Annotated in this window: 24 protein-coding genes; 4 read left to right on the top strand and 20 right to left on the bottom strand. The window is 66.2% G+C overall.

Annotated features, from left to right (window positions below; genetic code table 11):
- The coding region (locus tag VFW45_02830; protein HEU5179697.1) for an Rnase Y domain-containing protein at positions 1-700 on the bottom strand (700 nt) is incomplete at its 3' end.
- 572 nt (positions 701-1,272) lie between these two features.
- Between VFW45_02830 and VFW45_02825 the strand changes: the two genes are divergently transcribed.
- On the top strand, positions 1,273-1,632 hold the full coding sequence (locus VFW45_02825) for a hypothetical protein (GenBank protein HEU5179696.1): 360 nt from the start codon (positions 1,273-1,275) through the stop codon (positions 1,630-1,632).
- 51 nt (positions 1,633-1,683) lie between these two features.
- Here VFW45_02825 and VFW45_02820 read toward each other — a convergent pair whose 3' ends face one another.
- Genes VFW45_02820 through VFW45_02800 form a run of 5 tightly spaced genes read right to left on the bottom strand, consistent with a single transcriptional unit; the run spans position 1,684 to position 6,127 of the window.
- Positions 1,684-2,373, bottom strand: a complete 690-nt coding sequence (locus VFW45_02820) for a molybdenum cofactor biosynthesis protein MoaE (protein ID HEU5179695.1) — start codon at positions 2,371-2,373, stop codon at positions 1,684-1,686.
- Positions 2,370-3,014, bottom strand: coding sequence for a hypothetical protein (locus VFW45_02815; protein ID HEU5179694.1), 645 nt, complete (start codon positions 3,012-3,014; stop codon positions 2,370-2,372). Before VFW45_02815 ends, VFW45_02820 begins: the two co-directional genes overlap by 4 nt.
- A complete protein-coding gene (locus tag VFW45_02810) occupies positions 2,992-3,978 on the bottom strand; it encodes a bifunctional oligoribonuclease/PAP phosphatase NrnA (GenBank protein HEU5179693.1) in 987 nt (328 codons plus the stop codon). The genes VFW45_02815 and VFW45_02810 overlap by 23 nt, the downstream gene beginning before the upstream one ends.
- Positions 3,968-4,513, bottom strand: coding sequence for a gamma carbonic anhydrase family protein (locus VFW45_02805; protein ID HEU5179692.1), 546 nt, complete (start codon positions 4,511-4,513; stop codon positions 3,968-3,970). Before VFW45_02805 ends, VFW45_02810 begins: the two co-directional genes overlap by 11 nt.
- 15 nt (positions 4,514-4,528) lie before the next feature.
- The gene (locus VFW45_02800) at positions 4,529-6,127 is read right to left on the bottom strand and encodes an FAD-binding oxidoreductase (GenBank protein HEU5179691.1); all 1,599 of its coding nucleotides are present in this window, start codon (positions 6,125-6,127) and stop codon (positions 4,529-4,531) included.
- Positions 6,128-6,546: 419 nt separating this feature from the next.
- Between VFW45_02800 and VFW45_02795 the strand changes: the two genes are divergently transcribed.
- Positions 6,547-6,753 (top strand): hypothetical protein, encoded by a 207-nt coding sequence (locus VFW45_02795; GenBank protein HEU5179690.1) that lies wholly within the window; start codon positions 6,547-6,549, stop codon positions 6,751-6,753.
- A 9-nt stretch (positions 6,754-6,762) separates the two neighbouring features.
- On the opposite strand, the gene VFW45_02790 is transcribed toward VFW45_02795, so the two are convergent.
- From VFW45_02790 to VFW45_02760, 7 genes are all read right to left on the bottom strand, one after another.
- Positions 6,763-7,272 carry a MogA/MoaB family molybdenum cofactor biosynthesis protein gene (locus VFW45_02790; protein ID HEU5179689.1) on the bottom strand — a complete coding sequence of 170 codons (510 nt, stop codon included), beginning with the start codon at positions 7,270-7,272 and terminating at the stop codon, positions 6,763-6,765.
- A 4-nt stretch (positions 7,273-7,276) separates the two neighbouring features.
- Positions 7,277-8,767, bottom strand: coding sequence for a leucyl aminopeptidase (locus tag VFW45_02785; protein ID HEU5179688.1), 1,491 nt, complete (start codon positions 8,765-8,767; stop codon positions 7,277-7,279).
- Positions 8,764-10,731 (bottom strand): 1-deoxy-D-xylulose-5-phosphate synthase, encoded by a 1,968-nt coding sequence (gene dxs / locus VFW45_02780; protein ID HEU5179687.1) that lies wholly within the window; start codon positions 10,729-10,731, stop codon positions 8,764-8,766. Before dxs ends, VFW45_02785 begins: the two co-directional genes overlap by 4 nt.
- A 100-nt stretch (positions 10,732-10,831) precedes the next feature.
- The gene (locus tag VFW45_02775; GenBank protein HEU5179686.1) at positions 10,832-11,419 is read right to left on the bottom strand and encodes an AAA family ATPase; all 588 of its coding nucleotides are present in this window, start codon (positions 11,417-11,419) and stop codon (positions 10,832-10,834) included.
- Positions 11,420-12,019 (bottom strand): hypothetical protein, encoded by a 600-nt coding sequence (locus tag VFW45_02770; GenBank protein HEU5179685.1) that lies wholly within the window; start codon positions 12,017-12,019, stop codon positions 11,420-11,422.
- Positions 12,016-13,086, bottom strand: coding sequence for a hypothetical protein (locus VFW45_02765; GenBank protein ID HEU5179684.1), 1,071 nt, complete (start codon positions 13,084-13,086; stop codon positions 12,016-12,018). The genes VFW45_02770 and VFW45_02765 overlap by 4 nt, the downstream gene beginning before the upstream one ends.
- 61 nt (positions 13,087-13,147) lie before the next feature.
- Positions 13,148-13,426, bottom strand: coding sequence for a DUF2007 domain-containing protein (locus VFW45_02760; GenBank protein ID HEU5179683.1), 279 nt, complete (start codon positions 13,424-13,426; stop codon positions 13,148-13,150).
- Positions 13,427-13,562: 136 nt separating this feature from the next.
- Between VFW45_02760 and VFW45_02755 the strand changes: the two genes are divergently transcribed.
- Positions 13,563-15,755 (top strand): tetratricopeptide repeat protein, encoded by a 2,193-nt coding sequence (locus tag VFW45_02755; GenBank protein ID HEU5179682.1) that lies wholly within the window; start codon positions 13,563-13,565, stop codon positions 15,753-15,755.
- Positions 15,756-15,762: 7 nt separating this feature from the next.
- Here VFW45_02755 and VFW45_02750 read toward each other — a convergent pair whose 3' ends face one another.
- The gene (locus VFW45_02750) at positions 15,763-15,939 is read right to left on the bottom strand and encodes a hypothetical protein (GenBank protein ID HEU5179681.1); all 177 of its coding nucleotides are present in this window, start codon (positions 15,937-15,939) and stop codon (positions 15,763-15,765) included.
- Between the two features lie 99 nt (positions 15,940-16,038).
- Between VFW45_02750 and VFW45_02745 the strand changes: the two genes are divergently transcribed.
- Positions 16,039-17,250: an NAD(P)/FAD-dependent oxidoreductase gene (locus VFW45_02745; protein HEU5179680.1), complete on the top strand. Its 1,212-nt coding sequence runs from the start codon at positions 16,039-16,041 to the stop codon at positions 17,248-17,250.
- 5 nt (positions 17,251-17,255) lie between these two features.
- Here VFW45_02745 and VFW45_02740 read toward each other — a convergent pair whose 3' ends face one another.
- From VFW45_02740 to VFW45_02715, 6 genes are all read right to left on the bottom strand, one after another.
- Positions 17,256-17,486, bottom strand: coding sequence for a hypothetical protein (locus VFW45_02740; protein HEU5179679.1), 231 nt, complete (start codon positions 17,484-17,486; stop codon positions 17,256-17,258).
- A gap of 4 nt (positions 17,487-17,490) precedes the next feature.
- Complete coding sequence (locus VFW45_02735) at positions 17,491-17,916, bottom strand: polymer-forming cytoskeletal protein (protein ID HEU5179678.1); 426 nt, start codon at positions 17,914-17,916, stop codon at positions 17,491-17,493.
- A 41-nt stretch (positions 17,917-17,957) separates the two neighbouring features.
- Entirely contained in the window at positions 17,958-18,383 is a 426-nt protein-coding gene (locus tag VFW45_02730; protein ID HEU5179677.1) for a YciI family protein, read from the bottom strand.
- A gap of 77 nt (positions 18,384-18,460) precedes the next feature.
- The gene (locus VFW45_02725) at positions 18,461-19,147 is read right to left on the bottom strand and encodes an LON peptidase substrate-binding domain-containing protein (GenBank protein HEU5179676.1); all 687 of its coding nucleotides are present in this window, start codon (positions 19,145-19,147) and stop codon (positions 18,461-18,463) included.
- Positions 19,148-19,744, bottom strand: coding sequence for a YigZ family protein (locus VFW45_02720; GenBank protein HEU5179675.1), 597 nt, complete (start codon positions 19,742-19,744; stop codon positions 19,148-19,150).
- A 730-nt stretch (positions 19,745-20,474) separates the two neighbouring features.
- Entirely contained in the window at positions 20,475-20,762 is a 288-nt protein-coding gene (locus tag VFW45_02715) for a hypothetical protein (protein ID HEU5179674.1), read from the bottom strand.
- Between the last annotated feature and the right edge of the window lie 720 nt (positions 20,763-21,482).

Below are 21,482 nucleotides of genomic sequence, written 5' to 3'. Positions count from 1 at the left end.
TGTTCTTCCCCTCGTAGCCGATGATCCTCCCCTTCACCTTGGCGCTCGGGATCGCGATGGCGCTCACGGACTTGGACGCCGTGACCTCGGAGGCCAGTCTCTCGATGGCCAGCGCGATGATTTTCCCCGCCTCCGCATCGGCGTTGCGCTGCGCTTCCTCCTTGATCTCCCGGATCATGCGGGCCGCCTCGAAGCGGGTCTCCGCCCGGAGGTTGTTCAGCAGCATCTTCTTGGCTTCCTCGACTCCCATGCCGGCGATCTGCTCGAGGCGCCGGTTGACCTCCTCGCGCTGGCGCCGGTAGCGATCACGGTTCTCCGTCGCCTCCGCCTGCAGCCCGTGGAGACGGCGCTCGCTCTCCTGGATCTTGTCCGTCTGCCTGCGGGTCTCGTCCAGCTTCTGCTGCAGCGAGCGGTCCTTGTCGTCGAGGCTCTGCTGCTGCTTCTGGGCCGCCCGGATGCGGCCTTTCAGGTCGGCTTCCATGCGGGTGCGCACCTGCTGCCATTCCTCGCGTGCCTGCAGCAGGGCCTGTTTCTTCAGTTTTTCGGCTTCACGGCGGCTCTCCCTGACAATCTCCTGGGCTTCCGAGCGGGCGGCGTTGAGGTGCTTCTGCCCGAGCCGGAAGTTACCCAGCCAGCCGAGCGCAAACCCGGCGACAATCAGAGCGAGGGCGCCGATCAGGAGAAGGACCGGGCTTTCCATCATGGGCATCCTCGTGCATTGCTGGGGCGGGCGGCATCCTCTCCGGGGTCTCCCCGGGCTCCTTCCGACAGAAAAGAAGGAGGCTCGGGGCGGGAAGCCGGAGTTCCGGGACGGAACTCGAAGGGGATCGGGCGTTTCAGGCCGGACGATCGCTCGAGAGGGTGGGCCACGCCAGGTTCTCCCTGGCCGGCGGGGAAGCGTGAAGAAGGCGGGTCAGTCGGAGGACAATCCTCGCGGGTCGATCATGAAGGGCGCACGCCCTTCCCTGGGATTGTTGCGCGTCCGACATTTTCCGGGGGATATATCCCGGAGGAGATCATATTCATGGATCGAGGCGGAAAGGCCCTGTTCCTGGATGATGCAGTCAAGCATTCGCTTTCCGTCCGATTCTCGAGTCTCTCTGTTCCCGGCTTTTCACGCCGTAAGGTCTGAGCCCGCACGGCGAGGCGAAGTATAGCACTCTGACGAGGTTACGTACAACCGCCGCAGAACCGGCGGCCGATAAATTGACTTCGGTGCAATGGAAGTCTAGGATGATGGCCTTCTCAAGGAAGGAAGGAGGTGACAGAATCGTGAAGAAGATCTCTGTTTTGACCGTCTGCGCTCTCGTTCTGGGTCTGGCCACCGTCAGCATGGTTTCGGCTGCCGACGCCAAGGCCACCACCATTACCGGCTACGTCACCGACAGCCACTGCAAGGACATGGGCGCGAAGGAAGGGCACAAGGATTGCGCCCTGAAGTGCGCGCACGAGAAGGGTGGCAAGCTGGGTGTGTGGGACGCTGCCAACTCCAAGTTCTATGCCTTCGATGATCTGAAGAAGGCCGAAGAGTTCGCTGGCTCGACGGTGACCGTCACCGGAACCGTCGAGGGCGAGACCCTCAAGGTCGCCAGCATCGCCAAGGCGGAAGCCAAGCCGCCGGAAAAGAAATAACCCGGCTGGAAATAGGAATTTGGCGGGGAGCTTCGGCTCCCCGCTTTTTTTTCAGGGGGTCTCAGGTTTGGCGGGCGCCGGCTCCAGCCAGCTCGAGCCGTCCTCGTAGAATTCCTTCTTCCAGATGGGCGCCGCCTGCTTGATGCGCTCGATGGCATAGGCCACCGCTCCCAGGGCGGCATGACGGTGCGCCGACCCGACCACAATCGCCACGCTGGCCTCCCCGATGGCGAGCCGTCCCACCCGGTGGATCAGGGCGATACGTAGTGGACCGTATCCACGCAGCATCTCCTGGCCAATTCCCCTCAAGACTTTTTCCGCCATGGCCGGATAGGCGTGATACTCGACGGCGGTCACGCGGCGCCCCGCGTTCTCACGGCGCACCGTTCCGACGAAGGACGCCAGGGCTCCCACGTCCTCGCCTGAGCAGGCGGCCATCAGGGCGTCCAGCAGGATCGGCTCCGCAATGATGCGATAAGCCTCCCTCTCCCCCTCCCTGCCGCCGCTGACCGGGGGAAAGAACGCCACCTCCTCTCCGCCGCGCAACGCCAGGTTGGCCGGCGCATATTCCTGGTTCACGGCGGCCAGCGGCATGCCGCGATAGGCCTGGAGGGGAGGATGTTCCTGCTGCAGACGGCGCCAGCAGCCGGACAAAGTCTCCCCCTCGGGAAGATCCAGGTCCACCACCTCGCGCCCCGCCAGCTCGCGCAGCCGCGCGAAAAGCAGCACCCGGACTCTCATCGCCGCTTCACCTGCCGCAGCAGCTCCTCCACCATCGCCTCGATCCCCACGGCTACCTCGGAGACCCGGTGGAACGATTTGAACCCGGGAGTGGACACGATGCTGCCGTTCCGAAAGGAGCGCACCTCGGCCGGATCCAGCCCCTCCTGAGGGTCCTCGAGGGGCGCGCCGATCAAAGGGGCGATCAGGATGTCCCCCAGCCCTACCACGCCAATCGGCTTGCCGGTCTCGAGGAAATGCCCCACCACCGCCGCGGCGTCCGGGTGCGCTTCGCGCCGCGTTCCCGGCTGCGCGAAGCCGATCATGAGGTTCTTGGCGGCGCCGAATCCACCCGGCACGATCAGCGCCTGCAGCGTCTCGAGGGGAAAGTCGGGAACCATCTGGATCTTGTCATGAAGGATTCGCGAGGATTCGAGATAGAGGTCGCGTGCCTCGGCGGCCGTCTCGTCTCCCACCGTGTGATCCACCACGTGCAGCTGCGGGCGCCGCGGCGCCAGGGCGATCGCCTTCGCGCCGCGGCGATCCAGGGCGAGGCCGCACAGGACCGTTTCCTGCACGTCGCTGCCGTCGAAGTGGCCGCACCCGGAAAGCAGGATCCCTATCTGAAGCCGCAGCGGCTCAGGGGAGAATCGCGCGGACATCCGCCACCACCCTGCCGATGGCCCCCTCGAGAGGACCGTCCACCACCGCGCCGGAGGCGTTCTGGTGGCCGCCCCCGCCGTAGGAGGAGGCGACCGCATGGACATCGATCGATCCCTTCGACCGGAAGCTGACCTTCACCTTGCCGTCGGGCAGCTCCTTGAACAGCAGGCAGGCCCGCACGCCGCGGATGGCGAAGAGGTGGTTGACGATCTCCGAGGTGTCGGCCTGCTCCGCCGAGCACTCGATCATCTCGCGCCGGTTCAGCGCGATCCAGCCGAGGCGCCCGTCGGCCTCCAGACGGAACTTGGCCAGCGCCATTCCCATCAGCCGGATGAAGCCTTCCGGCTGCTGCTCGTAGACCAATTCGTAGATGCCCGCCGGATCCACGCCCAGGGAAAGCAGCTCCGCGGCGATCCGGTGCGAGCGCGGCGAGGTCTTGGAGAAGCGGAAATTGCCGGTGTCGGTCACCATCGCCGTGTACAGCGCCGCGGCCGAGGCGCGGTCGGGCCTCCCCCCGAGCGCGACGATCAGATCGAAGATCATCTCTCCCGTGGCGCAGGCGCTCTCGTCGATGGCGTTGATTCCCCAGAAGGCGTCGGTGGTGGAATGGTGATCGATGCAGACGGAAGGCAGTCCCGATTCGCGCACCGATTGCTCCATCTTACCGAGGCGATGCAGGCTCGAGTTGTCGAGGGTGACGATCAGCTGGCAGCCGCGCAGCAGCTCCGCTCCGCCCGGCTCCTCGAAGGAGCGGATGGTCCCTTCCGGATCGAGGAAGCGGTAGCGCTCCGGGACCGGATCGGGGTTGAGGATGACGACCTCCTTCCCGATCGACCGGAGATAGGCGGTCAGGGCGACCTGCGATCCGAGCCCGTCGCCGTCGGGGTTCTGGTGCGTGGTCAGCAGAATCCGGCCCGCTCCGCCGAGGGCCTGGCGGATCCGGGCAATGATCTCAGGCGTCATGGCCTCTCCGTGCGGGCGGCGGTTTCACGACGCCGTCGCGGTAGGCCCGCGCATATTCGAGATAGACGCGGGCATTTTCGAGAATCCTCTCCACCTCGGCCGCCTTCAGGGCACGCACGATCTTCCCCGGCACGCCGAGCACCAGCGAGCCATCCGGAACCACCATGCCTTCGGGCACCAGCGCGCCCGCGCCAATCAGGCAGTGCCGGCCCACCACGGCGCCGCTGAGGACCGTGGCCCGCATGGCGATGAGCGCCTCGCCGGCGACCCGGGCCCCGTGAACGATGGCGCCGTGTCCCACGGTCACGTCGTTGCCAATCTCCACCGGGAGATCCATGTCGGTGTGAAGGATACAGCCGTCCTGAAGGTTGGTCCGCTCGCCGACGCGAATCGGCGCCGTGTCGCCGCGCAGGACCGCCATGAACCAGACGCTCGAATCGGCGCCGAGGCTCACCTCGCCGCACAGGACCGAGGGCTCCGCCACGAAGGCGCTGGGATGAATCGACAGCCGGGTCGGAAGGAATCTCTGCGCCACCAAAGTCCTGGCCTCCTACCAGACGGGAATACCTTCGTGCACGGCGCGCGGCCCCAGATCGAGATGATCGGTCATGCGGCTGGTCCCATCGTGCACCTTGATCCCGGGATTCAGAAGGTTGTCCGGATCGAAAAGCTCCTTGACGCGCCGGAAGGTCCCGACGACCTCACCGAAGGCCTGCTCGAGAAACGGCGTCCTGAGGCGCCCGTCGCCGTGCTCGCCGGAGAGCGCCCCGCCCATCCCCAGCACCATCGCCGCGTACTCCACCGCGACCCGCTCCATGAGGGCGGCGATTCCCGGATCGCCGGCATCCAGCTGCGGATTGACGTGCAGGATCGCATCGCCCGCATGCCCGAAGATCGCCGCCTCGAGCCGGTGCTCCGCCAGGATCCGGCGGATGGCACGGAGGAACTCGGGGAGACGCTCCGTCGGAACACAGGCATCCTCGATGAAGCGGGTGTTCCTCAGCCTCCTCTGGCGTGCCGTCAGGATCGGAGAGGCCGCCTTGCGGATCTCCCAGATTCTCTCACGCGTGCGCGGCTCCAGCCCGCGCACGATCCCTGCCGCCAGGCTCGGCCGCACCAGATCGGCGGCGAGGCGCTCCAGCCGGTGGGCCGCTTCCATCTCATCCTCCCCTTCCAGCTCCACGATCAGGACCGCCTCGGTGCCCGCGGGCAGCGCGCGCGCCTCCTCCTGGCCCGCCTCGCGAATCAGATCGAGAAAGGAGCGATCCAGCGCCTCCACCGCGGAGGGATGGTGCTCCAGAACGCGCAGCACTCCCTGTCCCATCGACTCCAGATCGCGAAAGTGCAGCAGCGCGGTGGCCGTCCCTCCGGGCAGATCGATCAGGCGCAACGTCGCTTCGAGCGTCAGTCCCAGCGTCCCTTCGGAGCCTACCAGCAGCTGCGCCAGGTCGACGCTTTCACCCTGCACCGCCCGCAGCAGCTCGTAGCCCGAGGAAACCCGGCGCACGTGTGGAGCGGTGCGCTCCAACGCCGCCCGATCCGCTTCGACCCGATCGCGCAGCGCCTTCGACAGCGCCGCGAGAAGATCTTCACCCGCCTCCAGCGCGCCTTGATCGAGACTGCGGGTCTGCAGCGTCACGCCCCCCGCCAGGGCAACTTTCAATCCGACGACGTGGTCGCGCGTCGGTCCGTAGCGAACGCTGCGTGGGCCACCGGCGTTGTTGGCAATCATCCCGCCCAACGTGCAGAAGGCACCGGAGGACGGATCGGGAGCGAAGCGGAGGCTGTGCCGCGCCGCCTGCCGGTTCAGCTCCGCCAGCACCACCCCCGGCTGCACGATCGCCTGGCGCTTTTCAGCATCGATCTGCAGGACCCGGTTCAGGTGGGGCGAGAAGTCGAGGATGATGCCGCTGCCGACGCTCTGTCCGGCAACCGCCGAGCCGGCGCCGCGCGCCGTCACGGGAACGCCGCTGTGGCGCGCCCAGGACAGCGTCTCCAGGACGTCTTCCGTCTCCGCCGGCAGGACCGCGGCCGACGGGACGACGCGATAGATGCACTCCGCGGTGCTGTAGCGCCGCTTGGAGGACTCGTCCTCCAGAACTTCTCCTCGAAGCTTGGATCGAAGCAGGCTGAGATTCATGAATTTCATGCGGGCCGCGAGGCCGTCAGCGCCCGGCGTCGGCTCCGGGCAGGCGGCGCGAAGCGGGGTCAATGCACCGGACAGGCCGGCAACGCTAGCATGCGAGCGATCCGCTGTCAACGAACGGCCGCACCTCAGAAATCGAGCTGTAAGCCGATCTGGAAGCACCTGCCGAATGGCCGCTCCTCGTCGACCCGAGGACGCCGGCGGTGGGCTCCAGTGTGGAGATGTGCAGCGCGTCGTCATCGAGGAGGTTGAACACCTCCAGGGAGACGGCGGCCACCGACTTGCCGGCAACGAACCGCTTCTGGACCATGGGCCGCCGGCCAATCCGCCGCGGCTTCAGGCCCGGGAGGAACTTCCCGGAGCGGGCCAACGTATCCCAGGATCGGGTGCCGCGGCTGCGCTGGATTCCGAAAGGAGTTGCGATGGCGACCTTCCTGCTTTGGTGTCTCCTTTTTCTCTTGTGCTGGCCGCTGGCGCTGCTGGCGCTAATCCTCTATCCGCTCATCTGGCTCCTGCTGCTGCCGTTTCGCCTGATCGGCATCACGGTGAGCGCGGTCTTCGATCTCCTCGGGGCCATTCTGACGCTGCCGTCCAGGATCCTTCGCGGACCCCGGCACCTGCGCAGCTAACCCGCCGCTTCAGCTTTTCTTGGAAACCTGCTGGATCAGATGTCCCAGCTCGGGAAGGATGAGGCGTTCCATGGCCAGGGCCACGGCATCCTCGGAACCTGGAAGTGAGAAGAGCACCTTGGACCCGCTCAGTCCCGCCGTGGCGCGGCTGAGGAAAGCCGAGGCTCCGATGCGGCGGTAGGATATCGCGCGGAAGATCTCCCCGAACCCTGCGAGGCGCTTCGTGAGCAGCGCTTCCACCACCTCCACCGTGCCGTCGCGCGGCGAGATCCCGGTCCCGCCGGTAAGGATCACCGCCTGGATGGCGGGTTTCTTGATCCAGGCCTTCAGAACTTCCCGAATGCGGACCGGATCATCCCGGACGACGCGGTAATCTTCGACCGCGTGCCCCGACTTCACCAGCAGGCGTCGGATGTGCACCCCGCTGCGGTCGGTATCCTTGGTGCGAGTGTCGGAGACGGTGAGGACGGCGACGCGGACGCGCCGGGGCGCTTCGCGATGGTGCTCCCGATGACCCATTGTTTCAGGAAAGCGAGCGCAGGAAGCGGATCAGGGTGCGGATGCCGTGGCCGGTGGCCCCTTTCGGGGCGTAGCCGTAGGCCGACTCGAAGTAGGCGGGACCCGCGATGTCGAGATGGGCCCAGGCCACGTCGGGCTGGACGAATTCCTGCAGGAACAATCCGGCGGTGATCGCGCCTCCGTAGCGGATCCCCGAATTCTTGATGTCGGCCACGTCCGAGCGGATGTGCTCGCGGTATTCGGGGAACAGGGGCAGCTGCCACATCCTCTCCCCCGCCTCCTCGGCGCTGTCGAGGATGCGCCGGACGAGACGATCGTTGTTGCTCATCACCCCGGTGCATCCCGGTCCCAGCGCGACCATGCAGGCGCCGGTCAGCGTCGCCAGATCGATCAGGAAGTCGGGCTTGAGCGTGGCACAGGCCCACGACAGCCCGTCGGCGAGGATGAGCCTGCCCTCCGCGTCGGTGCTCTTGATCTCGACCGTCTTGCCGTTCGCCATCCGCAGGACATCGCCCGGGCGAATCGCACGCCCGTCGGGCATGTTCTCCACCATCATGAGCAATCCGTGGACCTCGACGCCGATCCCCAGGGCGGGCAGGGCCAGCATGGTGCCAAGCACGGCGGCCGCCCCGGACATGTCGGCTTTCATCGCCTCCATCCCCTCGGGCTGCTTCAGGGATATCCCGCCGGTGTCGAAGGTGACTCCCTTCCCCACCAGCACCACGCGCGGCTTCTTCTTGGCGCCGCGCGGCACATGGCTGAGATGGATCATCACCGCGGGGTGCTCGGAGCCGCGCGACACCCCCAGCATCCCTCCCATGCCGAGCCGCTTCATCTCCGGCTCGCTCATGAGCCTGCACTTCACCGAGGATTTCCTGGCCTCGCGGACCGCCACCTCCGCCATTTTCTCGGGATGCAGGTAGCCGGGGTGCTCGGAAATCAAATCCCGCGCCACGCGGGAGACCCGGTCGATCTCCTGCACCTCCTCCAGCACGGAGCGGATGCGCTTCAGCTTCCCCTCTCCGGCTCCCACGAGAATCTCCTCGGGACCGGCGCCGTTGCGCGGGGCGCTCAAGTACTTGTCGAAGCGATAGAGGCCGTGCAGGAAGCCCCCGGCGGCCAGGCCCGCAGCTTCCTCGAAGTGCTTGTCCTTGGGGAGCGGAGGCAGGACCAGCCCGACGCGCCTCGCACGCAGCCCTACCGAGCGCGATCCCGCCACGGCGCTGGCCCGGTGCAGGACCTCGCGACTCAGGTTCTTGCGTCGGCCGAGACCCATGACCAGGAAGCGCGCGGCGGGGCGTCCGTTCGAGTGCCACAGGAGGGCGGAGTCCTGCTTCCCCTCGAAGCCGTCGAGACGCGCGATCTCGGCGAGGCTCTTGCGCAGAGCCGGATCTGCCAACGTGGCGGGATAAGGCTCGCCTTCGAACTGGAAGTGAACGGTGAGATCGGCGCGCTGGTCGGAGAGATCGCCCGGGACCGGGGTGACGCGAATCAAGTAGCCTTCCCGAGAAGCGCCAGGACCCGCGCCACGATGCGCCCCGCGGACAAGCCGACCTCCTCGAGGAGCTCGGCGCGGGAGCCGTGAGTCACGAAGCGATCCGGAACGGCGAAGCAGCGGGGCGGGGCCGCGCCCGCCTCGGCGAGGGCCTCGGCAACGGCGCTGCCCAGGCCGCCGTTGATGCTGTTCTCCTCGACCGTGACCAGCTGCGGATAGGTCTTGCGCAGCTCGGCCAGCAGCGGCAGGTCGATCGGCTTTACGAACCGGCAGTTCACCACCCCGGCACGAATCCCCTTTTCCTCGAGAGCGGCTGCCGCCTTCTCGCAAATCTCCACCATGGCGCCCACCGCCAGCAGGCAGATGTCGGTCCCGGACCTCAGGACCTCCCACGAGCCGATCGGCAGAATCGAGCCCGGGCGGGTCGGATCGTATTTTCCGCAAGGGGTCTTCGGATAGCGGATGGCAAAGGGGTGCTCGTTCTGCCGCAGGGCGGTGACGAGGAGATCCTTCATCTCGTTGCCATCCTTGGGGGCGCTCACGATGAAGTTGGGCACGGCGCGCAGGTAGCTGAAGTCGAAGACACCATGGTGCGTCGGACCATCGGGTCCGACCAGCCCGGCGCGGTCGAGACAGAAGACCACGGGAAGATTCTGAACGCCGACATCATGGATGATCTGGTCGTAGGCGCGCTGCAGGAAGGTCGAGTAGATCGCCACGACCGGCCGGATCCCCTGCGTGACCAGTCCCGCGGCGAAGCAGACGCCATGGGCCTCGGCGATGCCGACGTCGAAGAAGCGCTGCGGGTGCCGCTCCTGGAAGCGCACCAGCCCGGTGCCGTCGGCCATGGCGGCGGTCAGAGCGACGACGCGCGGGTCGGCGTCGGCCAGATCGCAAAGCGCCTCGGCAAAAACCTCGTTGTAGCTGGGCGCTCCCTTCTTGTCCGAGCCGGGGGTCTTGCCGGTGACGGCGTCGAAAGGGGAAACGCCGTGGAAGTAGCAGGCATTGCCTTCCGCCGGGGCGTATCCCTTTCCCTTCTTCGTGAGGACGTGCAGCAGGACCGGGCCGCGCGAGTGCTTCAGGCGCGACAGGACGGCGATCAGGCCTTCCAGATCGTGGCCGTCAATCGGTCCGTAGTAGGCGAAGCCCAGGGACTGGAACAGCGCGCCCGGGACCAGCAGGTTCTTGAAGTTCTGCTCCACGCGGCGTGCCAGCTCGCCCACCGGCTCCCCGAGCGGGACCCGCTCCAGGATCGCCTTGACCTCGTCCTTGATCCGCCCGTAGAACGGGTTCGCGGTGATGCTGGTCAGGTACTGCGAGATGGCGCCGACGTTGGGAGAGATCGACATCTCGTTGTCGTTCAGGATGACCAGCAGGTCGCGCTTGGAATGGCCGGCGTTGTTGAGCGCCTCGTAGGCGAGGCCGCCGGTCATCGCGCCGTCGCCGGTCACGGTGACGACATGAAAGCTCTCGCCCTTGAGATCCCGCGCCGCGGCCATCCCCAAGGCGGCGGCAATCGACGTGCTCGCATGCGCCACACCGAAGGCATCGTGCTCCGATTCGGCGGGGCTCACGAATCCGCTGACGCCGCGGTACTGCCTCAGCGTCGGAAAGCGCTCCCGCCGTCCGGTGAGTATCTTGTGAGGATAGGCTTGATGCCCGACGTCCCAGACGATCTTGTCGGTCGGGGATTCGAAGACTTTGTGCAGCGCCAGCGTCAACTCGACCACGCCGAGACTGGGACCCAGGTGGCCGCCCACCTTGGACACGACGTCGACGACGTAGGTCCTGAGCTCCTGCGCGAGCTGCTGCAATTGATCGAGAGTGAGAGACTTCAGATCGGCGGGTGAGTTGATGCGAGGAAGCAGAGGCTCCGGAACCGCGGCCGCGATCGGACCGGCCGATTCTTGCACCCGACGGGTCCGGACCAGGTCGACCCTGCCGGGAAGCGCCTCCTCCATCATCCCCCCTTTTTTCCCCGCAAGTGACGGAAAAAACAGGCGTTCACTATAGACGGCGCTCCCGGGGCTGTCAAGACTCGGGCCTCGGGGACGGGGGTTGGTTCTAGAGAGTGACGCCCAGGCGGGAAAGGACCTCGGATACCCGGAGCCGGAGGTCGGGGAGCGTGGCGTCGTTCTGGATGAGGACGTCGGCCATGGAGAGACAGACATCGAGCTGCTGGCCCGGGCCCCGGTCGGCGCGCTCCAGCGCTTCCTTGCGCCGAAACTCCTCGAGGCTGCCGCCGTCTCCCCGGCGCCCGCGCAGGCGGCTGCGCTCGAAGCGCAGATCCACCGGCGCGTCGATACCGAGCAGATGGAAGCCGCCGAGACGCCTCAGGGCGCGGATTTCGCCCGGGTTGCGGATCGAGTCGACGACGCTGCGCTCGCCCAGCCGGGCAAGGATGCGCTCCGCCAGCACGCCGTCACCGAACTGCGTCCTCAAATCCGTCCCGGTTTTGATGAGATTGTCGCGGGAGTGATCCAGGCCGCGCGCCGCGGCTTCTTCGCGCACGATGTCCGACAGGGAATGAAGCGTGAAGCCCTTTTCCGCCAGGAACAGGGCCACCTCTCCCTTCCCGGAAGCGTTCGGACCTGTCAGACCGACGCAGATGCAGTGATTGGACCCGGCAGCGCCCGGCGCGCGGGGGGGCATCTACTGCTGGGGAGGAACCGGCTGCTGCGGTGGCTTGTTTTTGCGGCTGAACGGATTCACGGCCCCGTATCCCCCCATGCCGGCTCCCTGCCTGCGGCCGGGAGCAAGCTGCTGGGATCGGCCGCCCACGTTCATTTTCACCTTCGAGCGCCAGTCTTCCGAGCCGTTCGGCGCGGCATTGCCGACATCCCCCGGGTGCTGTCCGCCCGCCGTTGGATCGACGGCATTAGGGTCCTGCTGCGCAGGCGCGTCGCCGGGATTGCTCTGCAGCGCCGCGGGCGCGGGCGCGGCGTCCGGCGCGGAAGGAGGAGGATTGGGAACGGCAGTGACACGCGGCGGCTGCTGGGCCGCGGCATCGGGGGCCGCGGCAGCCGGCGGCAGATCATATTCTTCCAGGCTCGCCACCTGCTTCACCGGAACTCCCATCTCGCCGCCGCCATCCAGGGTGAAGTAGTACCAGTTGCCGCGCTTCTCGACGGTTTGCACGACGATTGAATGTCCGCGGGTAAAGGTGACGAGCTGGGCGGCACTGGCATTTGCGGCCAGGCCCAGCGCGAAAGCGCTCGCGACGATTGCGGTCCGGATTTTTTGCCGGTTCATTGCCTCGCTCCCGGCAGGCCCCCGGGCCCGCCTTCGACTTTCTTTTCGAAGTACCAGCTTCGGATCACTTCCTGCGCCGGCTTTCCACGTGGTGTGTAGTCTCGATCGGTGGGGCCGCCTTCTCCCCACCAGAGATAGACGTAAACTCCGGCTAGCATTGTCTCACTTTTCCAGGCCTCCACAAAGGCCTGGAAGCATTTTCTTTGCTCTTCGGGATCGGGGTCCCCCTCCGCCATGTAGTTCCAGGGGTCGACCCCGGCTCCCTTCCGGCTCGGATAGCCGATCTCCGTGATAACCAGAGGTTTGTCCCCGTTGAGGGTCTTCCAGGCCCGGATCCCCTTCTGGATTTCCGTCCACCGCCGGCTCATCTCCTGGACGTCGGACCCGCTCCCCTTCCCCACCTCGTAATAGGCGTTCATCCCCAGGAAATCGAGGTGCTTTCCGAACGAGACTGGATCCAGGTGATCCCAGTTCGCCGAATAGGTCAGCTTGCCCGGATAAACGCGCCGCACCGCGCCGATGACGCGGGCCCAGCGCTTTTCCATCTTCTCCGTCGAGCAGAGCTCCGAGCCGACGCTGAAATACTCGACTTTCTCCTCGGCGGCCAGCGTCGCGTATTCCAGGATCATGCGCTGGTAGGCCGCGAACCAGGCGTCCCAATCTCCGGGCCGAATCGTTCCTCGCCACTCGCCCTCCTTCAGATCGTCAAGGTAGACGATCGGCAGGAGAAAAACGCGCATGCCGAGGCGGTGGGCTTCCCGGATTGCGGTGCGCAACGCCGGCTTGCCCGGCGTGACCCACTTGTCCTCGCGAAACCCGATCGACCGGATGTCCTTCTGCACCCTCGGTACGATGAAGGAGACCGAATCGACTCCCAGCTCCTGCATCTCGGCCAGACTGTGACGGAAATACTCCGGATCGCTTTTCGAGAAAATGCCGAGAACCATTCCCCTCTGGAACGGTCCGGTGGGATCCGCGGTCCGCTGGGCCTGCCCGCCCGAGCCGAAAGCAAGCAGGGAGGCTCCGAGGATTCCGAGGACCAGGAACGGCGCTCTCAAAGCGTCCAAGAACTCGTCACATCTCGAGCGATGAAGTGAATTTACGGCGATGGAGACGGGAAGGCAACGGTCATTCTCCGACGATTTCCAGGTTGCGCGGGACACCAGAGAGCTGATGGGCTTCCAGGATTTCGCGCGCCTCGTCGGCCGCCTCGTCCGGGACCGAGAGGCGGATTTCCCCCAGCCCGTCGACCGTGAGAGGCACCACGGAGTGGGTGATGTGAGAAATGACCTGGCAGGGAATACCGTAACTTTCGAGAAGGCCGCGCACCAGCTCGGCTTCGGAGTCGCTCCAGCTGCGAAAGATGACGTGGGAGCTCAGGGGGCACCTCGCAGGAATGTGTGTCACGCTTCCGGGTGATGTGATTTTAGTCCGCCTTATGCCGTCCGTCAAACCTCTGCCCTTGATGACTTTAGCTCGCTGTGCTAGGATTTCGCGCTTTTTTCGATGTCCGCGTCCGGCAACGCCGGGCCAGGAGCTTCACGTGGCGGAAAACGGTAAAGCCGGGCACGACCGGCCTGGCTCCGGCCTGCGCTGGCCCCTCGCCTTCGTATCGCTCCTCCTTCCTTTTGTCATCTTTCCTATCGCTTTGGATCCCTTTCAGCTCCCCAAGCAGGCCCTCGTCGACGTGGGAGCCGTCGCGGTCCTGGGGGTCTGGCTCGCGAGCGTGCTGCGGAGCAACCGAGTCAGGCTGCGCAGCGCCGGCGCCGCTCTGCCCCTTCTCTTTTTCCTCTTTTTCGCGCTGCTGTCGATTTTCCAGGCTCCTTACAAGGCCGACGCGCTGACCGCCGCCCGGGATGCGGCCTATGCCATCCTGGTTTTCTTCCTGACCGCCTCGGCGCTCCCGCCGGAAGATCGCCTGGTCCCCAGGTGTCTCTCGATAGGGGCCCTGGTCACCGCCGGGCTGGGCCTTTCCCAGATTCTCATGGGGCCGATCACTACCTGGCTTCCTTCCAATATGGGAGGCGTGCTGGTGGGAGACGTGAGCACGGCGGCGCTGTTCACGGCCCTCGCGTTTCCCGTGGTGCTGATGCTGGCCGAGACCAGCTCCGGCGTCGCCAGATGGCTCTGGTGGCTGGGCGCAGGGGCTTCGGCCGCCTATGTCGTGCTGGCGCGATCCCGCGGAGCCTGGGCGGCCCTCGCCTTCGCCGCATTGGCCTACGCGGCGCTGCGTGCGCTGCGCTCCATCCGCATGGGAGCCCCATCGCCCCGCCGGCCGCTCGCGGCACCCGTTCTGGCGGTGGTTCTGGCGGCCGTTGCCATCGCCTGGGGCACCAAGGGAACGGGAATAGTCATCAGCTCTTCTCCGCCTTCTTTCAAGATGAGCGAGCTCCAGGGCTGGAAGCTGGGCTTCGAGACATGGCGCGTAACGAGCGGACTGGCGCTGTCTCATCCCCTCGGCATAGGAGCAGGCAACTGGCGCGAGGGTTTCGCCAACGTCGCGGGAAACACCCATCCGCGAACCGGATTCACCGCGGCGAGGATCCCCACCCAGGCGGGCAACGAGTATCTGCAAATCGGCGCCGAGCTGGGAGGCGTGGGGCTGTTGCTCCTCCTCTGGGCGGGCATCGCCTTGCTGCGCTCCGGTCTGGCAAGGGCCCGAGGCGGAGCGGCGTTGCCGGCAGCCGGCGTCGCCGGGCTGGCAGGATTGGCCGCCTCGGCCATGCTGGCCAATCCCCTGAGGGAGCAGCCGACGCTCTGGAGCGCCGTCCTGCTCGCGGCGTTCGCCGCCGCGGGGCCGCGCGACCCGGCGACCGGGAGATCGGAGCGCACTCTGGATTGGACCTTCGAGCCGCGCCGCCGCAAGGCGCTGGGAGCGGCTGCGAGCGTGGTCTTCGTGCTGCTGGCGGGACTGACGGTCCTTCGTGTGTCGCGCATGCTGCTCGCCGGCGTGGACCTCAAATCCGGTCAGGCCGCCTGTGCCCGCGGTGATTTCGAGCACGGCATCCCGGCGCTGCTGCGCGCCGGCCAGGCCGACGCGGCATCGCAGCAGGCCCATTCCCTCGCGACGCAATGTGCCCTGCGCGCGGGGCGGACGGAGCTGGCGGAAAAAGAAGTCCGCACCTTGATCAAGCTGAACGGGCATGATGCTTCGTCTCTCTACCTGCTGGCTTCCGTCCTGAAGGAAAAGGGAAACCTCATCGAAGCCATCGCGGCGTGCGAAAAAGCCAAGGAGATCTACCCGCAGGACGAGCGCATCAATCTTCTCCTGGGGGATCTCCGCAAGGTCACGGGGGACACCATCCGCGCTTCGCAGGCCTACGCCGATGCGATCAACGGCAATCCCAGCTCCGTCGAAGCCTTCCTGCGCACCGGCGACAACCTGATGGCCCGCGGACAGATCTTCACCGCGGTGAGCGCCTACGCCAAGGCGGCCAATCTGGATCCGTTTTCCGCCGAGGCGGTGGAGAAGCTGGGGGGAGCCCACATGAAGGCGGGAGACTACGACAGCGCCGTCATGATTTACCAGTCCCTGCTGTCGATCACTCCCGACGATCCGAGCGCCTACCTCAGTCTGGCGGGAGCGCTCGCGGGACTGCTGCGGCACTGCGAGGCGGTGCCGCTGATGGAGAAGGCACGATCGCTGGAGAAGAACCCGGCGCGGGTGGAAGCGCTCAGCCGCTTCATCGAGGAGACCTCCGCCAAGTGCAAGAGCCAGACGGCCGCGAAGCACTGAGCCCCGCTCACTCCCCCCGCATGGCTCTCTTCTCCAGCATGTAGCCGATCAGAAAGATGGCGGCCCCCAGGGCGAGCATGGCGATCTCTCCCTTGACGTCGTCGCGCGCCATGCCCCAGAAAAGTCCCAGACCGAGCAGCACCATGCCGTTCAGCTCCAGGAATTTCCCCAGGTAGTAGGCCACGAATGCTCCGTCCGAAGGGGCGGTCACTATAATGAGGACGGATCTCTCCGGCAACCGCCCGCGCGCGGCGACCCGCCGCGGGCGTCAGGGCGAAACGAAATGAAGCTGATCATCGTGGGCGGCGGACCCGCCGGCTCGCAGGCTGCCGAGCTGGCCGCGTCAAAAGGGGCGCGCGTCATTCTCTACGAGGCACGTCCCGGATGGGAAAAGCCATGCGGGGGCGGCGTCCCGGAGCGCGGGGTCGATCTCTGCCCGGCGCTGGCCGATGCCGGCTTGCCGCAGCGCATCGCCGTTCGGGCGCGCATCTTCTCCCCTTCCGGACGCGAAGCGCTGGTGCCGCTGGCCGAGCCGCTGCGGGTCTTCAGCCGCTGCGATCTCAACCGCATCCTCCTGGAGCGGGCCGCCGGAGCGGGAACCGAGGTGCGTCGGGAGAAAGTGGTCGCCGTCTTCCGCAGGGATCAGGCCTGGGAGGTCACCGATGGCGCCGGGAGGAAGGAGCAGGGCGATTTCCTGATCGGGGCGGACGGCGCCAGCGGCCTGGTCCGCTCGCGCGTCGCGCCGCACCTGCCCCGCCTGGACGGGTCGATCGGAATCGGATACTTCCTGGAAGGCTACTCGTCGGACGAGATCATCCTGAAGTTCTATGACGGTCTCGATGGCTACGCCTGGATCTTTCCCCGCCGGGATCACCTCGCCGCGGGAATCTGCGGCGACGGCGCCGGCGGGAATTCACAACCGCTGTTCGAGCAGATGGAGCGCTTCCTGATCGATTTCTACGGCGCGCAGATCCTCAGGCACACCGTCCGCTACGGCGCGAAGATTCCTTCTTTGCCGTCCTCTCTGAAGGTCGAGGATTCCTGCCTGGGAAAAGGCTGGGCGCTGACGGGTGATGCCGCCGGCTTCGTGGACCCCCTCACGCGCGAGGGCATCCACTACGCTCTGCTTTCATCGCGCTTCCTCTCCCAAGCGCTGGAGCGGGACGATCCCGCCGCCTACCCTCGCGCCTGTGCCGCGGCGTTCGGAGATGAGATGGCATGGGCGCGGGACCACCGTGGTGCTTTCTTCGCGCGCCGGTTCTGTGAGGCTTTCACCCTGCTGGCATCCGCCAGCCGGCCGATTCAAGCGGTCGTCTCGGACCTGATTGCCGGCCGCCAGGAATACCGCTCCCTGCGTCACAGGCTGGGAGCGCGAGTCGTTGCCAGCGGGCTCGGGCTTGGGCTCGGACTGCTGCGCAGGCTGGTCGTTCCGGACGGAGCTCCGTCCCCCTCCCACTACCCGATCGGACCCACCGCCTCGGGCGCTTCCCTCTAGAAAGTTCAGCGGGCACGCTCGTGGCAATCCCAGCATTTGTCGTCGAGAGGATGGTTTTTCGATCGGGCATTCGGCTGCCCGCGGCCGTGGCATCTCAGGCAGTTCTGTGGATCGTCCGATTGCAGGTGATCGGAGTCGGCAGGAACGCGGGGACGCTGGTGCGTGACGGTATAGGCCACGAGCAGCGAAGCGAGGGCCAGGAAAACCGCCAGGACGATCACGACGCGCCGGTTCAAGCGCCTACCTGCGCTCCACCCGACGTTTCACCGCCGTCATCGAGGAGACGCGCTCGGTAGCGAGCACGCGGCCACGAAGGAACGAATCCTCGGCAATCGCCACCACCGACGCACGGATGTCGCCCTGGATCCTGCCCGCCGGCCGCAGCTCGAACTTCTGCGCCGCGATAACCGTCCCCTCCACGCTTCCTTCCACCACCACGTTTTCCGCGGTGATGTCGCCCTTGACGAACCCGGAGGGCTCCACGAACAGCGAGCCGGAGGTGGAGATGTTTCCCTCCACCCGTCCATGCACGCGGATGTTCTCCTCGGAGACCAGCTCGCCGCTGAGAATGTGGTCGGACCCTATGACGGTGGCGGCAGCGGATTTCCCATCATCGGTGGGGATGGTCGGCCGGTTTTCCTGGGGGTTGCGGCGCTTCTTGAACATGCTCTCCGCCGTCGTGGCGGCGGGAGTATAGCACGGTGAGATTAGCGGGATGCACCCGACAGGACGATCTGAAAAGGATGCATCTCCACCTTGTAGATGGCCGCCGCAACCGCTGGATCATTGGCCATCAGCTCCTCGGCCTGGGCCTGGTCCGCCGCCTTCAGGACGATCAGTCCCTCGAAGACATCGGTGCTCATGCCCGCCAGAACCAGGACGCCGCGTGCCTGCAGCGACTTCAGGTGCTCGAAGTGCATCACGATGCGCGCTTTCTGCTCCTCGGTCGCCTCGGCCCCGGGCGTCGAAGGTATGAGCCGCACCAGGAAGAGATCCTTGCCGCCGGGCGCCGCGGGCGCGGCGGTCCCCTCCTCTCCTTTCTTGCCGGCAGGCCAGGCGGGGCCTGCTGCCAGAAAAGCGAGAAGACAGAAAACGGCCGGCAGGTGCTTGTGAATCGAGCGGAGAATTCGCATGAGAGTTAGCTCCTTCGTGTGGAATTACGTCGCAGTCGCAACCGAGCACCTTCCCGAGCCAGGTGAAGCTGGTCGCGTCAATGGATCGTCCCGGGAGGCAATACCCGAGTGCCCGTCCCCTGCCGGAACCCCATGGTCATCAGGGCCAGCAGGATCTTCTGCCGGTCGCAGGGGGCCGGCGCTTCCAGCAACGCCTGCTTCTCGGCCGGGGAAAACGGCAAGGCGGCCGCGAGACCGTTCAACACGGCGATCCCGGCGAGATTCTTGAAATCCTCCGGCTCGATCGAGATGCTGTGGGAAGCGCGCAAGACTTGTAAGGCCTCGAGAATGTCGGCGGCGTCCAGCGGACGTCTCGGCTCCAGCGCATCGGCATCGTAGCCTTCGTAGCTGACCTCGAACCGCCGGTATCCCTTCTCCACTGCCAGCTCCCGGATCAGCCGGAACCGCGTCACTCCCTTGAGCAGGATGTGAAAGCGGCCATCCGGCTCGGGCAGATAGTGCTCGATGCGTCCTGCCCCGCCGATGTGGTGCAGCTCCGGCGCCCCGTTCGGCTCCTCCACCGGCCCGGAGTTGTCGGGCGCCGGGATGACCGGCTGGACCATGCCGATGAACTGATCGGAGGCGATGGCATCCGTGACCAGGGCGCGGTAGCGCGGCTCGAAGATATGCAGCGGCAGCCAGTTCCCGGGGAGCAGGATGCAGCCGGTGAGGGGAAAGACACGGAGGATTGCCGGGGGCGTGGAGGTTTTTCCGCAGCGCGGCATCTAGGCCTCCCGCCAGGAGGCCGCGCCACGGGTGAGATCGTCGATCCGGCTGCGCAGCTCTTCCATCCTGTCCACGCCAATCGAGATCACGAAGCGCGCCTCGTCATCATAGGTCTCGGAGAGAATCGATCCTCCCAGGCGCGCTGTGTGCGAGCGCATCTCGCCCGACCACTGCAACGGCACGCGCGCTTCCAGCCGCCGGGTCGGAATGCGCTCCAGGATCTCCCCGGCATCGATCGCCGCGATGGCGGCATCACGGTAGGCCCGAACCAGCCCCCCGACGCCGAGCTTGACACCTCCGAAGTATCTGACGACAACAACCAGGACGTTCTCCAGGCTTCTTCCCTTGAGGACCGAAAGAATCGGCGCGCCGGCGGAGCCGGCCGGCTCCCCGGCGTCGCTGGACCGCTCGACACCCGCCGCGGGCGTCGACACGCGGTAAGCCAAGCAGCAGTGGCTGGCATCCGGGTAGCTCGTCTCGAAGGCTTCGATCTCCCGCCGCGCCTGGTCTTCGGAGTCCACCGGCAGCGCGAACGCCAGGAAACGGGAGCCTTTGATTCTGAGGGTCGCCTCGCTGCGGCGCGCCAGGCTGAGCATCCTGCCCCGGAGTATAGCCCCCGCCCCCGGAAGCTCTCAACAGGATTCACCCTTGACAAGCCCGTGACCCAGGCGTACTTAGTCCGGTAGAACTTCCTCGTTCGTCCACATGCTTCAGATTGCCAGGCCCGCGGGCGGTCCACCGGGCCAAGGGGGTTGTCATGAGAGCTCCGTCCACAGGACGACGGATCGCCCTGTTCTTCACAGCCTTGCTGGCGCTGGCGACCGCCCTCGCCGGAGCCCCCGGTTATGGAGGAACCCGCGCCTCCCGGAGCGCTGCGCTGGAAGTCGATTGTCCTCCGTGCGACGATTTCAATCCCTGCACCATCGACGGCTGCAACACCACAACAGGCACCTGCACGCATGCCCCCAAGCTGTGCGACGACCGCAATCCATGCACGGTCAGCGCCTGCGACACTCTTACAGGCGCCTGCCGGCAGACTCCCAGCCCCGGCTCGCCCTGTGACGATTCTCGTGCGTGCACCCTCGGCGATACGTGCGACAGCGCAGGGATCTGCCGCGGCACGGTTCAAACCCCGGGGACCCCGTGCGACGACGCCAATCCCTGCACGCAAGGCGATTCCTGCGACACCATTGGATCCTGCCAGGGGACCGACCTCCCGAAGGGCACCGCCTGCGACGTGGAGGGAGACTGTTTCGCAGCAGGAGAATGCGACCAGTTCGGGCAGTGCAGCGGCGCTCCGCTTGCGGCCGGATCTGCGTGCAACGATCACGATCCCTGCACGTCGAACGATTTCTGCCAGTCGATAGCCGGGGGACCGTGCCACGGAGCCGCCATTGCATGCGACGACGGGAACCCCTGCACGCGCGACAGCTGCGTGGCAGACACCGGCTGCATCGCGACGCCCATCGACTGTGAGGACGGCAATCCGTGTACCGCGAACGCCTGCGATCCGGAATCCGGCGAGTGCACGCTCACGTTCGTCCCGGGATCGGGAACCTGTGAGGATGGGGACTTCTGCACGGTGGCCGATTTCTGTAGCGGCGGGAATTGCATGGGCGGTTCTCCCCGGAATTGCGACGACGGCCTCCAATGCACCGTGGATCAATGCATCTCTAACGATCGAAGATGCAGCCACCAGGCTGAAAAATCCTTATGCCCGAGCGACAATGAATGCATTCGATGGAGCTGCTCCGTGGCGGGGCCACCGCCTCTGGGATGCGGTTACACGATCTTTTTGGGTCTTCACTGCAGCACCTCGCCAAACAAGTGTTACTCAGGTCGATGCGGCGGCGGCGGAATGTGCGAACCCAATTTGAGCGACCCCGTGATCTGCAACGATTTCGATCTGTGTACCACGGATTTATGTTCTTCTACGACCGGCTGTGTCTTCCAGTCACGGAATTGCGATGACGCGGATCCGTGCACTGCCGATACATGCAACGCCGCAGGCGGCTGCTCTTCGACACCCCTCTCCTGCGACGATCAGGACCCGTGCACCCTGGATTCCTGCAATTCCGGCGCCGGATGCGTTCATGATCCGGCCCCGGAGCCGGATCGGAGCCTTCAGGTCTCACTGTCTCCCTCCAGGCTCTACCCTCCCAACCACCGGCTGGTCCCGATCGTTGCAACCGTGACCCCCACGGGTTTCTGCGGGGGCGCTCCTACGATCGTGCTGACATCGATTCTCATCCAGGAAGGGAACGGCGGACCGGGCACGCCCGGGCAGGACATCCAGGGAGCGGATCTCGGAACCGCCGACACCGCTTTCCAGCT

This window comes from Candidatus Polarisedimenticolia bacterium, from assembly GCA_035764505.1.
In the GTDB taxonomy this organism is placed as follows: Bacteria; Acidobacteriota; Polarisedimenticolia; order Gp22-AA2; family AA152; genus AA152.
This window is presented reverse-complemented; position numbering and strand designations above follow the sequence as displayed.

Coding starts and splice junctions, on each gene's coding strand:
- VFW45_02775 (HEU5179686.1), bottom strand. CDS start 11,419: ATGCCCCCCCGCGCGCCGGGCGCTGCCGGGTCCAATCACTGCATCTGC.
- VFW45_02770 (HEU5179685.1), bottom strand. CDS start 12,019: ATGAACCGGCAAAAAATCCGGACCGCAATCGTCGCGAGCGCTTTCGCG.
- VFW45_02735 (HEU5179678.1), bottom strand. CDS start 17,916: ATGTTCAAGAAGCGCCGCAACCCCCAGGAAAACCGGCCGACCATCCCC.
- VFW45_02715 (HEU5179674.1), bottom strand. CDS start 20,762: ATGCAATTCCCGCCGCTACAGAAATCGGCCACCGTGCAGAAGTCCCCA.
- VFW45_02730 (HEU5179677.1), bottom strand. CDS start 18,383: ATGCGAATTCTCCGCTCGATTCACAAGCACCTGCCGGCCGTTTTCTGT.
- VFW45_02815 (HEU5179694.1), bottom strand. CDS start 3,014: ATGTCCGCGCGATTCTCCCCTGAGCCGCTGCGGCTTCAGATAGGGATC.
- VFW45_02790 (HEU5179689.1), bottom strand. CDS start 7,272: ATGGGTCATCGGGAGCACCATCGCGAAGCGCCCCGGCGCGTCCGCGTC.
- VFW45_02820 (HEU5179695.1), bottom strand. CDS start 2,373: ATGAGAGTCCGGGTGCTGCTTTTCGCGCGGCTGCGCGAGCTGGCGGGG.
- dxs (HEU5179687.1), bottom strand. CDS start 10,731: ATGATGGAGGAGGCGCTTCCCGGCAGGGTCGACCTGGTCCGGACCCGT.
- VFW45_02795 (HEU5179690.1), top strand. CDS start 6,547: ATGGCGACCTTCCTGCTTTGGTGTCTCCTTTTTCTCTTGTGCTGGCCG.
- VFW45_02745 (HEU5179680.1), top strand. CDS start 16,039: ATGAAGCTGATCATCGTGGGCGGCGGACCCGCCGGCTCGCAGGCTGCC.
- VFW45_02720 (HEU5179675.1), bottom strand. CDS start 19,744: ATGCTCAGCCTGGCGCGCCGCAGCGAGGCGACCCTCAGAATCAAAGGC.
- VFW45_02810 (HEU5179693.1), bottom strand. CDS start 3,978: ATGACGCCTGAGATCATTGCCCGGATCCGCCAGGCCCTCGGCGGAGCG.
- VFW45_02725 (HEU5179676.1), bottom strand. CDS start 19,147: ATGCCGCGCTGCGGAAAAACCTCCACGCCCCCGGCAATCCTCCGTGTC.
- VFW45_02800 (HEU5179691.1), bottom strand. CDS start 6,127: ATGAAATTCATGAATCTCAGCCTGCTTCGATCCAAGCTTCGAGGAGAA.